General features: G+C 65.1%; 13 protein-coding genes and 1 pseudogene. 5 read left to right on the top strand and 9 right to left on the bottom strand.

The features are described from left to right. Both HMPREF3097_RS07405 and HMPREF3097_RS07400 read right to left on the bottom strand, forming a co-directional pair. Positions 1-199, bottom strand: a pseudogene (locus HMPREF3097_RS07405) (cation-transporting P-type ATPase); the annotation flags it as partial. Positions 200-356: 157 nt separating this feature from the next. Further along, entirely contained in the window at positions 357-590 is a 234-nt protein-coding gene (locus HMPREF3097_RS07400) for a heavy-metal-associated domain-containing protein (protein ID WP_070757847.1), read from the bottom strand. Between the two features lie 274 nt (positions 591-864). Here HMPREF3097_RS07400 and HMPREF3097_RS09765 point away from each other — a divergent pair, with 274 nt between their 5' ends. After that, entirely contained in the window at positions 865-1,515 is a 651-nt protein-coding gene (locus tag HMPREF3097_RS09765) for a Crp/Fnr family transcriptional regulator (RefSeq protein ID WP_070757849.1), read from the top strand. An 80-nt stretch (positions 1,516-1,595) separates the two neighbouring features. Here HMPREF3097_RS09765 and HMPREF3097_RS07390 read toward each other — a convergent pair whose 3' ends face one another. The 4 genes from HMPREF3097_RS07390 to HMPREF3097_RS07375 form a co-directional block, all read right to left on the bottom strand. After that, positions 1,596-2,144: a GtrA family protein gene (locus HMPREF3097_RS07390; RefSeq protein ID WP_083317294.1), complete on the bottom strand. Its 549-nt coding sequence runs from the start codon at positions 2,142-2,144 to the stop codon at positions 1,596-1,598. Then, entirely contained in the window at positions 2,141-2,797 is a 657-nt protein-coding gene (locus HMPREF3097_RS07385) for a GtrA family protein (RefSeq protein WP_070761739.1), read from the bottom strand. Before HMPREF3097_RS07385 ends, HMPREF3097_RS07390 begins: the two co-directional genes overlap by 4 nt. Before the next feature lie 270 nt (positions 2,798-3,067). Continuing rightward, a complete protein-coding gene (locus HMPREF3097_RS07380; RefSeq protein WP_246821328.1) occupies positions 3,068-3,850 on the bottom strand; it encodes a hypothetical protein in 783 nt (260 codons plus the stop codon). A gap of 147 nt (positions 3,851-3,997) precedes the next feature. Next, a complete protein-coding gene (locus HMPREF3097_RS07375; protein WP_070761742.1) occupies positions 3,998-4,684 on the bottom strand; it encodes a hypothetical protein in 687 nt (228 codons plus the stop codon). 116 nt (positions 4,685-4,800) lie between these two features. On the opposite strand from HMPREF3097_RS07375, the gene HMPREF3097_RS07370 reads away from it, so the two are divergent. From HMPREF3097_RS07370 to HMPREF3097_RS07355, 4 genes are all read left to right on the top strand, one after another. Continuing rightward, positions 4,801-5,106: a hypothetical protein gene (locus HMPREF3097_RS07370; RefSeq protein ID WP_210398566.1), complete on the top strand. Its 306-nt coding sequence runs from the start codon at positions 4,801-4,803 to the stop codon at positions 5,104-5,106. 263 nt (positions 5,107-5,369) lie between these two features. Beyond that, positions 5,370-5,744 carry a phage holin family protein gene (locus tag HMPREF3097_RS07365; RefSeq protein WP_070757855.1) on the top strand — a complete coding sequence of 125 codons (375 nt, stop codon included), beginning with the start codon at positions 5,370-5,372 and terminating at the stop codon, positions 5,742-5,744. A gap of 232 nt (positions 5,745-5,976) precedes the next feature. Continuing rightward, on the top strand, positions 5,977-7,392 hold the full coding sequence (locus HMPREF3097_RS07360) for a decaprenylphosphoryl-beta-D-ribose oxidase (RefSeq protein ID WP_070761737.1): 1,416 nt from the start codon (positions 5,977-5,979) through the stop codon (positions 7,390-7,392). A 30-nt stretch (positions 7,393-7,422) separates the two neighbouring features. Next, positions 7,423-8,181 carry a decaprenylphospho-beta-D-erythro-pentofuranosid-2-ulose 2-reductase gene (locus tag HMPREF3097_RS07355; RefSeq protein WP_070757859.1) on the top strand — a complete coding sequence of 253 codons (759 nt, stop codon included), beginning with the start codon at positions 7,423-7,425 and terminating at the stop codon, positions 8,179-8,181. 217 nt (positions 8,182-8,398) lie between these two features. On the opposite strand, the gene HMPREF3097_RS07350 is transcribed toward HMPREF3097_RS07355, so the two are convergent. The 3 genes from HMPREF3097_RS07350 to HMPREF3097_RS09690 form a co-directional block, all read right to left on the bottom strand. Continuing rightward, the gene (locus HMPREF3097_RS07350) at positions 8,399-9,298 is read right to left on the bottom strand and encodes a cutinase family protein (RefSeq protein ID WP_246821327.1); all 900 of its coding nucleotides are present in this window, start codon (positions 9,296-9,298) and stop codon (positions 8,399-8,401) included. Between the two features lie 225 nt (positions 9,299-9,523). Then, positions 9,524-10,405 (bottom strand): chymotrypsin family serine protease, encoded by an 882-nt coding sequence (locus HMPREF3097_RS07345; protein WP_070761735.1) that lies wholly within the window; start codon positions 10,403-10,405, stop codon positions 9,524-9,526. 284 nt (positions 10,406-10,689) lie between these two features. Then, positions 10,690-10,911, bottom strand: a complete 222-nt coding sequence (locus tag HMPREF3097_RS09690; protein WP_141759500.1) for a hypothetical protein — start codon at positions 10,909-10,911, stop codon at positions 10,690-10,692. Between the last annotated feature and the right edge of the window lie 216 nt (positions 10,912-11,127).

The following is an 11,127-nucleotide window of genomic DNA, read 5'->3' as shown; positions in this document are numbered from 1 at the left end:
TGACTGCCGCCAATCTTTGCAACAGAGCCCCCAGGGCAAACAGGAAGGTGACGGCGGCTGATTCCCAATAGTTGTCGATGAAGACCGCGCCCACGGCGGCGGTCACGACGAGCAGGTCGATGCTGATCAGCTTCACGCGCAGGGCCTGCACCGCGCTAATGGCGATGCGGTAGCCCGCGATGACGGCAGCAACCAGCATGATCCACTCGATGCCGGTGATCCAGCTGATGGCGATGGCGATGCCCGATGCCACCACTGGTCCCCAGTTTTTCACAGCGGTTTTCGCTGTGTCAGGGGTGTTTTTCTTGCTCACATCTGCCTCTTTACGGTCATGCTGGCTGTTGGCTATCCGGCGCTTAGTAAGCGCTCGGCTTGGCGTTATAACCAACGTCCGCGACGGCACCGACGAGGTCCTTGACGCTCAACGCGTCGGCGTCGTAATCGATGATGATTCGGCCGGAACTGAACTTCACCTCGGCGCTGTCCACACCGGACATGCCGTTGAGTTTTGTCTCGATCTTGTTGACGCAGCTCGGGCAAGAGAATTCGTCGGAGCGGAGGACGATGTTCTTCAGGTTTGCGTTGGACATTGGGGTCTCCTTTTCCCTCGTGTGTGGTTTGTTTCCCCGTTCGTGGGGCTGTGCAAGGGGCTTGATTGCCTGGATGCTTCCTGGTGGTTGCTGTTGTTTCCTTGCTCCAACTCTCAAGTTATGGGGCCTTGCCACGGGCTTCCTTGACGCAGATCAAGTTGAGCGGAATTGGTGCTCGACCGGGGCAAACGCGGGCTTGCGGGTTAGGATCGGGAGCATGCCTTCACACTGCTCTGAGCCACACGTCTGCCCACCCGAGTTGCGGGATCGCGTGATGCAGCACTCCCCTCTCACCAGTAGTTTGGACGCCGCTGGGCGTACGGCATTCGATTCTCAGGTGGTCGCCCACGCGTGGGCCGAAGGCGAGCCACTGTACACGCAGGGTGAGCCCCTACGGGGGCTATATATGGTGATGTCCGGGGTGGTGCGGCTGACCCAAGCCACGGATCAGGGCCACGAGCTGACCGTGGATCTGTGCGGAGAGGGCGACGTGCTGGGCGCGATGATGCCAGGCGAGGTGCAGGCCACCGTGACGGCGTGGGCGACCACGACCGTGTGCTGCTTGTTCTTGCCGGCAGAGAAGCTGACACGCATGGTGGGCGCACATCCGCAGGTTGGGGCGGCGATGCTGCACCTGCAGCAACGCACGCTGCAGGAGGCGCAGACCCGTAAAGTGCACAATGCCACGGCTCGGGTGCGCAGCCGGGTGCTGGAGACGCTGGACTACCTGGACGGGAAGTTCGGGCGGAGCCTAAGCGACGGCGGCCGGATCCTCGAGGCTCCTATCCGACGGGAAGACATCGCGGGGATTGCGGGCACCACACTGGAGTCCACCTCGAGGGAGATGTCCACGCTGATCAAGGCCGGGGTTGTAGCCCCGGGGCGACAGCGGATTGAACTACTCAAGCCCCTGCCAGAAAAGTAATGGCTGGGTTTGGTCGCGCAGGTCGGCGTCCTAACAAAGAGTCCACCACGGAGACGGGAACGAGCCAGCTCGCACCCCCGCTAGTTGCGGAAGATTACGAAGCGCTGGATCAGGAAGTTCAACACCGTGGCGGTCCCCTGCGCGATCACGAAGGAGATTAGGCGCACGACCAGAGGCGAAAAAGTCGTGTGGCTCTCCAGCAGAGGGATTAACAACGGTTTATACAGGCCGACCTGCACCACAAAGGTCAGCGCATAGGTGGCCATCGTGATCACGAAGCGCTTGGTCGATGGCGCGGCGTTGAACGTCCAGCGCCGGTTAATCATGTACGCCGTGAGAGTCCCCAGGACGAAGCCAATAGCCTTCGAGCCGCTATCAGTCATCCCAACGACAAAGCGCAGGAATAGCGTCGAGCCGAGATCCACGATCGCGGACAGCCCGCCGGTCAGGATGAAGCGGAAGATCTGCTGGTTCAGGCCGATATTGTCCTTCACGACGACGTCGCCCGCCCCAGCCTCAGCGCCCGCCTCGCTGTTTGCCGACGCCCCGGCCCCCGCCGAGCCGTTCGCCGCTCCGCCCGCACCGCGCGCGTCGCTGGTCACGGGCTGTTCTGGGCGCTTGCTGGTCACTTGGGCTCCTCGGTTTCGATCTTCGGGACGACGTCGGCGGCTTGGCCTTCCGAATCACTCGACCCCTTCGGCCCCTTGTTGCGGAACGTCCAGAGCTTATTGAAGAGGAAGTTCGCAGGCACCGCCACGATCACGCCGATGAAGTTACCCCAGTAGGAGCGGGTGCGCAGGCCCGTGGAGTTATCGAAAATGTGCTCTGGCAGCCCGATCGGCGAGTTCGGGTGCACCACCAGCGTGGACACCGCCAACGTAATCAGCAACCCGAAAACGCCCACCGCCATGAACTGCGGCAGCTGGATCCACCAGGGCTGCTTGTGGTGCCCCTTGAAGGTCCAGTACCGGTTGAGCACGAAGTTCCACACGTTCGCGACAAGGAAGGCCAGCACCGAAAACAGGTGGTACCAGCGCACGTTCCACTGGGTGTTCAGCAGCTGGAAGAGCACCTCGAGGTCGTCGATGCCAAAGCCCTGGTCGAAGATCTTCTTCGACAGCACGAAGACCACCTGGTTGACCACGAAGCCGCTGGCGCCAACGAGGCCGAAGCGCAGAAACTGCCGCGCGATCGCCTTGGAGCGAGCCAAACGCCCCTCGGGCGTGGGCTTCGCAGCGGTGCGCGGCTGCGGCTGATTGTGGTCGTTGGGAATCTCTGGCACGCAGGTTAGATTACGCGGGTTGCCTGCCGGATTGTTATTCCCTCGCCGCCTGCTCGGGCGTTAGATTGGCCACTCCGGTACTGGCCGGGCGCCCCGTTGTGGCGACCGCAGGCCTATTTTTTACGACGCCGCCCCCACCAGCTCCGCGCCCATGTCACGGTTCACGACCCCGCGGCCCCACTGCGCGCGTCTGCCGGTGCGGGCTCCGGCCCTGCTCCCGGAGTCCTCGTCGACCAGCACCCGCACTCCGTCGCCGACCGGCGCCCCCGTTTAGCCCTGCAGGCGGATCGGCACCCAGCGGGGCTGGTCGGGCTCGTTCTTCAGGCGGCGCTTCCGCACGGCCTCGAAGGCAGCCCAGTCCCGGTTCCAGGTTCGCACCCCGCGCGCCAACGCGAGCACGCTGGTCACGGCCTTTTCCGCGTCTGCGTCGAGGCCCTGCGGCGGGTGGCCCGCGACCGGTTCGATGGGACGAACCTCTCCCCAGCCCGTGGACTTCTTGCCATTGGCCTCCTCGAACGCGGCCTTCGCTGTAGCAACCGCGGCCTCAGCCGCTTCCTGGCTGGCAGCGACGTCCACGAGGTGGAGCTCGCCTTCCCCCAGGCCGCCGTAGCTGATGTCCCCCTTCGAGTCCTCGGTGAGGAACACCGGGTGCACGAGCAGCAGCCGCGCCATCGCGGCCGGGTCCTCACGCCCCTCAATCCATTCGGCCTCCCCCGAAAAGCCCTTCACCCCGTCGGGCCCCAGAAGCCAGGCACCGGAGAAGTCGCCGCGCGTCAGCTCCGGATCGGTCTCGACCTGCCAGATCGCGGTCGTCTCCCCCACTCGGCAGGCGACGAGCACGGGCGGGTAATAGGTGATCGGCCCTGGCGTATCCTCCGGCCGGTCGGAAGGTGCCACCGCCAAGGTCGGGGTGGGTGTCAATGCCACGGCGCTCGCGGTCTTTGCGCTCGAGGTCTCGGCGCTGGGAACTTCAGCGCCAGGGGTCTCGGCGCCGGGAACTTCAGCGCTCGCGGTCTCGGCGCTGGGGCTCTGTGCTTCGCTAGCTGGGCTCATGATCTCGATCTTAGCGACCGCCCCAGACACGCCTCGCCCGCAGACTCAACCACGCGGCACCGGTCACCTCACCCGGCGACTAACCGCGCAGCACCAGTCACCTCGCCCAGCAACTAACGGCGCAGCACCGGTCACCTCACCCGGCGACTAACCGCGCACCGCCCGTTCCTGGGTCTTCCGGTCCGCCACCACCGCGAGCGCACCAATCACCCCGGAGATCACGCCCCACGCGGCATTGGGGTACTCCACGCCTCGGGATTCCAGCGCCTTCACGCCAGCCCGCTGGATCGCGCGATCGATGCGCACCCCCACCGTCACGGCAAGCACGAGCACCGCCGCCGCCCCAGGCAGCACCGCATAAGGCGGCAGGCTGAATACCCGGTCCCACCACTTCGGATCGTTCGGCGGCCAGATCTCCTCTGCGCCCTCCCCGTCCTCGTCAACCGCACCGTCACCAACGGCACCGTCATCGACCGCACCGTCGGGAAGGACGTCGTCGTTGAAGGCGTCCCCGTCGACGGCGACGTCCTCCCCCGCAGCCAGGTCGGCGACGTCACCGTCCTGGGGTACAAACCCCTGCTGGCGGGCGCGGGCGTCGTCGAGAAGCTTGCGCAACTCGGCGGTCTGCCTGCTCGCCTGCGAGAACTCCTCCTTCGCGAATTCCATCGTTTCGACGGTGGAACGCACCACATAGGGGGCGATCCCGGCGACCAGGGCCGCACCCCGGAGCCAGCCACGACGCCGGCCGGCGGGCAGGAAGTCCTTGATTCCATAGAACGCAGCCGTTCCTGCGGCAGCGGCCAGAGCTTCAAACGCGAGTGGTGGTTTCTTCATGCTCAGCATTTTACCCCGGCAGGCAGACACCCCCTTGGATGGACCGCAGCAGCTGGTGGGGCATGTCCTCAGCAGATAGCGAGGCATGTCCGCAGCCCCGGCTAGAATCCCTAGGCATGGCAGGACTCTTCGAAAAAATCAGCACAGGCCTCTCCACTATCGTCAGTAAGCAGCCGAAAGAGCAGAAGGAGCCACCGCTGCGGGTCGGCGGCGTCGGGGAGGAAACAACTTATGAGGCCGCGGAGCGCACGCAGCTGCCGTTGAACTCGTGGATGACGCGAATGATGGCCCAGGAACTGCCGATCATGGACTCGGTGAGCCGCCAGCGGGTGCGCGACATCCTGCGCGACTACGACGGGCCGGAGATCACCAGCGTCGAGGAGCTCCCGGAGGAGATTCGGAAGATCATGGACCTGTACTAGCGGACCAGCCTGTTCCAGTGGGCCACGGCGGTCCTGAACTGTACGGGGCGAATAAGCTGGACCTTCACACACGCAGACATGCTCCCAAAGCGCAGATATACTGCTAATTAGCTACTTTTCGCCCGGCTACCGTGCCCTGTGTGTAGCAATGCGCCAGCCTGCCTCTCGCCCTCCGCGGGCCCGGTGCTGGCTTGCACCGGGTGCGTCGCTGGCTTGCACCGGCGCAACGCCAGGGCGCTCCGATTGAACAACGAAGGATTCTTATGCGTTTTGCACTCGACGTTGTGGCCACGGCCGTCGCGCTGTGGCTGGTCACCCTGGTTATTCCTGGCGTTTCCGTGATGGGCGGCGTGGGCGCCTTCATCTGGGCCGCGCTGGTGTTCATGTTCGTCAACGCCTTCATCGCCCCGGTCGTGCGGCTGCTGAGCCTGCCGCTGCGCATCCTCACGCTGGGGCTGTTCTCGCTGATCGTGAACGCGCTGCTGTTCTCGCTGGTCGGCTGGATCTCCAACGGCATTGGCAACGGCCTGGTGGTCAGTGGCTTCTGGGCGGCGTTCTTCGGCGCGATCTTCATGGCCATCGCCACCTGGATCGTGGAGGGCACGCTCAAGGCGATTGGCCTGCGCTCCGCCCTCTAACCTCGCCCGCGACTCTGACGGGACAACTCACACCCCATCCGGCGCGCCACCTCTCCCGTCATCTCACCCTTGATGCGACCAGGCGCGGCCCCGCGCATCCCCCGACGCGTGAACCCGCCCACCCGCGCGCTATCCGCGCGTTGTAGTGAGATACGCGACATCAAGGATTTGTACTAGCGAACCGACTGTTTTAGCAGGCTATTCGCAGGCTACGGCGCTACGCTTGAAACCCATGAGCATCCATACAACTACAAAGACCCTGACCGGTTGGGGCCGCACTCAGGCCACCACGGCAGAGGTGCTATCCACGCCAGATGTGGAGACCATCGCGAAGGCCGTGGCTCAGGTCGCGGACGATAACGCGGATAAGCCCAGTCACCTGAAGCGCGGCGTCATCGCCCGCGGCATGGGCCGCAGCTACGGCGACCCGACCAACAACGCCGGCGGTCTCGTCATCGATATGCGGGAGCTCAACAAGATCCACGACATCGACCCGGACACGGCGATCGTGGACGTTGATGCCGGGGTGACGCTCGACCAGCTGATGAAGGCCGCCCTGCCCTACGGCCTGTGGGTCCCCGTCCTGCCGGGCACCCGCCAGGTCACCATCGGTGGCGCGATCGGGCCGGATATTCACGGCAAGAACCACCACTCCGCGGGTTCCTTCGGCGACCACGTCCTGTCCATGGAGCTGCTCGTCGCCGACGGCCGCGTCCTGCACCTGGAGCCAGAGGGCACCCCGGATGACCCGAAGGGTGAGCTGTTCTGGGCCACCGTCGGCGGCATGGGCCTGACCGGCATCATCCTGCGCGCCCGCATCGAGATGACGCGCACGGAGACCGCCTACTTCCTCGCGGACACCGACCGCACGAACACGCTGGACGAGACGATCGAGTTCCACTCCGACGGTTCGGAGCACAACTACACGTACTCTTCCGCCTGGTTCGACGCGATCTCCGGCGGCAAGAAGCTCGGCCGCTCAACCATCTCCCGCGGTTCCCTGGCAACCCTGGACCAGCTGAAGGAGTTCGCCCCGAAGCTGGCGAAGGACCCGCTGAAGTTCAACGCCCCGCAGCTGATGACCGTGCCAGACATCTTCCCGTCCTGGACGATGAACAAGCTCTCCCTGATGGCGATCGGCGAGGCCTACTACATGATGGGCTCGCCTGCGCGGAACCAGATCCAGAACCTCACGCAGTTCTACCAGCCGCTGGACCTCATCGGCGAGTGGAACCGCGGCTACGGTTCCAAGGGCTTCCTGCAGTACCAGTTCGTCGTCCCGACGGAGGCGGTCGAGCCGTTCAAGCAGATCATCCGCGACATCCAGGCGTCCGGCCACTACTCCGCGCTGAACGTCTTCAAGCTCTTCGGTGAGGGCAACCGCGCGCCGCTGAGCTACCCGATGAAGGGTTGGAACGTGTGCGTGGACTTCCCGATCCGCCCGGGCCTGGGTGCGTTCCTGGACGACCTGGATCGCCGCGTCATGGAGTTCGGCGGCCGCCTGTACCTGGCGAAGGAGTCCCGCACCTCCGCGGAGAACTTCCACAAGATGTACCCGGGCCTGCCTGGCTGGCTGGAGACCCGCCGCAACATCGACCCGACGGGCGTGTTCGCATCCGATATGTCCCGCCGCCTCGAGCTGCACTAAACACCGACGAGCCTTTTAAAGGAGTTTTTCATGATTGATGCTGTTGGAAAGCCACAGTCCATCCTGCTGCTCGGCGGTGCGTCCGACATGGGCTTGGCCGTGGTGGAGGAGTTCCTCTCCCGCGGCCCGGCGCGCGTGGTTCTGGCTGCCCGCGAGGGCGAGAGCTTGGACGACGCCACCCGCCGTTGCCAGGCCGCCGGTGCGTCTGAGGTGGAGACCCTGGCCTTTGATGCGGTGGATTTCGATTCCCACCCGGCGGTGATCGACAAGGCCTTTGCCGCCGGCGATATCGATATCGCGATCGTCGCGTTCGGCATCCTGGGCGATAACGAGAAGCAGTGGCAGGACCAGAAGCTCGCCGTGCAGGCCGCACAGGTGAACTTCACCGGCGCGGTTTCGGTCGGTGTGCTGCTGGGCCAGAAGATGAAGGAGCAGGGCCACGGCCAGATCGTCGCCTTCTCCACCGTTGCGGGTGAGATGGTGCGCCGGTCGAACTTCGTGTACGGCTCCACGAAGGCCGGCACGGACGGCTTCTACCGCCTGCTCGGCGAGGCGCTGCGCGGCACTGGTGTGCGCGTGCTGACCGTCCGTCCGGGCCAGGTCCGCACGAATATGACGAAGGATTTGGACGACGCCCCGCTGACCGTCGATAAGACCGACGCGGCGAAGGCGATCGCCAAGGCGGTGGACGATAAGAAGACGATCGTATGGGTCCACCCGCTGTTCCGCCCGATCATGCTGGTGCTGAAACACCTGCCGATGTGGGTGCTGCGGAAGCTGCCGATCTAGCGGGATTGGCGTAGGAGCTCCGCGGAGAGCGAAACGGGCCGGCACGGTACACGTGCTGGCCCGTTTGTGTTTCCTAGCTACAGTGACGGCCTGCGCCGGGGCCACCGGAAGCTCGACGCTAGGCCGTGGTCACCGGCGGTTCAGCGCTGCGCCGGGGTAACGCGCAACACGACGCTGCGCCGTGACCTTGGCGCGGACAGCGCCCCGGCTGGACGTCCTAGTCCTCGGCTTTCGGAAGGTCGCGGTGGGCGAGGACGTGGCCCACGGCGTGCGGGATCGGGCTGACGTACTGGTAGGTCTTCGTGTGCTGGCGGGTACCCATCGCGATGCGCGGGGCCTCGCCGACGACCTGCATCGGGTTCAGGCCGGCGAAGCCGTTGGCCGCGGAGGCGTGGAGCACGTTCTTGGCGATCGCGCGGGTGCCCGGGGTGGCGGCGTAGCGGTTGCAGACGAAGTCGTCGATGTTGCAGATGTCGAGCACCCGGTCGCCGAGCTTGCCGTAGCCGCGCATGGCGCCGAGGATGCCCTCACCGTCGCGCAGCGTGCCGCCCTTGTGCTTGCTCTCTGGCCCGTTGTGCGGGTTGGCGATCAGCGCGGCGGTGGCGAAACGCTTGGCCGGGATCGGGCCGCGACCTGCGTTGATGTCCGCGATGATGTGGGAGGCGATGTCCGAGCCTTCGGAGAACCCGACGAGCGCGAACTTCGCATTCGGGCAGTGCGCGGCGGTCTGGGCGATGAGCTGGCGGGCCTTCGCGTAACCCTGGCGCATGGACTGGTCGTAGCTCAGTGTGAAGAAAGGGGTTGCTCGGTAGCCGACGGTACGCTGGGCGATGCCATGTGCACTGAGCTGGTTGGCTACCTGCCCGACGAGGAAGCCGTGCGGGACGGAGTCTGGCACACCGTCGACGGTATTGCCGCCGCCGGGGATGGCAATGACCATGGTGCTGGTGCAGGCGCCCTGCGCGGTTGGGGTGAAGGCGAAGCCAGAGCCGACTGGGGCGGCATCCGCGCTGGCCAGCAGGCCGTTATCCGCCCCGCCTCCGATGGTGGCTGCCCCGCCGAGCGCGAGCACTCCGGTCAGTGCAGCGGCGGCCAGCTTTGCTGCAAACTTCTTCATCCCCACGGTTGTTGCGTCCTTTGGTAACTATGCCCGGATATCTACAAGTAAAACTTAGTATATTATGAGCATTTTGGTTACTCGGGGCAGCCGGGCATGATAACGCCCCTCTGACCGGCGGGATTGTCTTCAGCTGCCGGTAGAGGGGCGGGAACGTGAGGGATGACGTCCCTGGGGAGGACGTCCGTCATCGCGACGTCGCTGACGACGACGCCGGGCGCGGCGTTACTTGATGCGCGCGAGGTTGTGGACGTAGCCGTCGTAGGACTTGTAGGCGTAGTGGGTTCCACCGGCGAGCTGGCCGATGAGGTGGCGCTTCCCGTCGCGGCCCAGGAGGTAGAGCGGCGAACCGGAGTCACCCGGGCGGGACGGGATGAGCCCGGAGACGTCCTGGGTCTTTTCGTTCACACGGACGATGGGGCCGCAGGTCAGGCCGGTGGTATTGCCTTCCTTGCAGGCGATGCGCCCGATCATGCCCTGGTGGACACGCAGCGGAGCGCCGAAGGGTGCGCTGACCGCGCGGCGGTGGATAGCGCGCGTCGCGGCACTGGCTGGCTGGTGGACTGGGTGGACCCGGTCCAGGTGGACAACGTTGTACTGCACCTTGACGTGCGGCTTGAGGCGGAAGTAGCCGAAGTCGTTGATGAAGTGCCCGCCGGGGCGCTTGTTGCCCTGGACAATGTGCCAGCCGGCGCGGACGTCCGCAGCATCTGCAATGACCTGACCCTTGTGGCGGATCTGCGTGACATGGCCGGAAATGCAGTGACCTGCGGTGACGGCGTAGTTGGTGTGCCCCCGACGGACGACGTTGGTCACCGTGCAGGGGTTGACGGAGCCGTCGGCGCGCTGGACCCAGAAGCCGGCGCCGCCCCGGATGATGCGGGACTGGTTGAAGCTCATCCCGTCGAGCCGAGCCTCTGAGCTGCCGAGGGAGCTGCCCAGCGAGCTGCCGCTGGAGCCACTGGAGAGGCTGGAGCCGCTGGAGCCACTGGAACCGCTGCTGGCCGCCGCAGCGATGGGCTGGCCGGTGCCCAGCGTGAGGCCGGTGGCGGCCAGGATGGTGGCCGCTGCTGCTGCGAGGCGCTTCACCGCATTCTTCAATGTCATCCCCTTGTGGCTGTGCTGCGCTGTCCCGGGTCGAGTAGCGCAGTTGGATAGAAGCCTTCACTTTACTTTTTATCAGGAAAATTGCAATAAATATTGTGCAACTCATATGCACAGCCACAGTTTACGCCGGGGCGGCACGGCACAGTGGGGCGAGCGACGCGCAGCCAGGGCAAGCCTACGGCAGGCCAACAAGTGCAGCACAGTTCTGCATTCACACGGCACACATTCACCCCGGTCGGAGTATTTCACTTCCATCCGGCGCGTCGAGGATGTCGACGGCGGAGCTAATCCCCGCCGTAATCGCCGCCGTCTCCGCCCTCAAACAGGAAGCTCAATCCGATGGCGAACGGCGTCATGAAAAGAATGAAGATGAATGTTTCATGCTCCCCAGCCCAGGCCTGCAGGCTATCGATGATCCCCATTGTTGCCCTCCAGTCGATTTTTCTCTTGAGCTCCCGCGCGCCAGCGAGCGCGGAGCCGGGAGATTTGCCCGACAAAACCGACAATAGCGCGCAGGCAGCGCGTGCGCGAGGGTTATGGCAGTGGCTCTGTGGACGTTGTAGTCGGGGAACGGATGCCCCCGTTGGCGCGAGGAACACTCCCCCCTCAATGGCCAGCACCTCCACCTTGCGCGGCGGACCCCGCTAGCGCGGGGAGCACGAGTCCGGCTTGTCACACGGCTTCATCGGCTCCGGCTCATCCCCGCTAGCGCGGGGAGCACA

It is taken from the genome of Corynebacterium sp. HMSC27B11, assembly GCF_001815985.1.
GTDB lineage: Bacteria > Actinomycetota > Actinomycetes > Mycobacteriales > Mycobacteriaceae > Corynebacterium.
Note: the sequence above shows the minus strand (reverse complement) of the source record. Positions and strands in the feature narration are given on the sequence as shown.

Excerpts from the sequence above, each read along its gene's own strand:
- HMPREF3097_RS07350 (WP_246821327.1), bottom strand. The coding sequence starts at position 9,298 with ATGAAGAAGTTTGCAGCAAAGCTGGCCGCCGCTGCACTGACCGGAGTG.
- HMPREF3097_RS07375 (WP_070761742.1), bottom strand. The coding sequence starts at position 4,684 with ATGAAGAAACCACCACTCGCGTTTGAAGCTCTGGCCGCTGCCGCAGGA.
- HMPREF3097_RS07355 (WP_070757859.1), top strand. The coding sequence starts at position 7,423 with ATGATTGATGCTGTTGGAAAGCCACAGTCCATCCTGCTGCTCGGCGGT.
- HMPREF3097_RS07345 (WP_070761735.1), bottom strand. The coding sequence starts at position 10,405 with ATGACATTGAAGAATGCGGTGAAGCGCCTCGCAGCAGCAGCGGCCACC.
- HMPREF3097_RS07370 (WP_210398566.1), top strand. The coding sequence starts at position 4,801 with ATGGCAGGACTCTTCGAAAAAATCAGCACAGGCCTCTCCACTATCGTC.
- HMPREF3097_RS09765 (WP_070757849.1), top strand. The coding sequence starts at position 865 with ATGCAGCACTCCCCTCTCACCAGTAGTTTGGACGCCGCTGGGCGTACG.
- HMPREF3097_RS07380 (WP_246821328.1), bottom strand. The coding sequence starts at position 3,850 with ATGAGCCCAGCTAGCGAAGCACAGAGCCCCAGCGCCGAGACCGCGAGC.
- HMPREF3097_RS07360 (WP_070761737.1), top strand. The coding sequence starts at position 5,977 with ATGAGCATCCATACAACTACAAAGACCCTGACCGGTTGGGGCCGCACT.
- HMPREF3097_RS07400 (WP_070757847.1), bottom strand. The coding sequence starts at position 590 with ATGTCCAACGCAAACCTGAAGAACATCGTCCTCCGCTCCGACGAATTC.
- HMPREF3097_RS07365 (WP_070757855.1), top strand. The coding sequence starts at position 5,370 with ATGCGTTTTGCACTCGACGTTGTGGCCACGGCCGTCGCGCTGTGGCTG.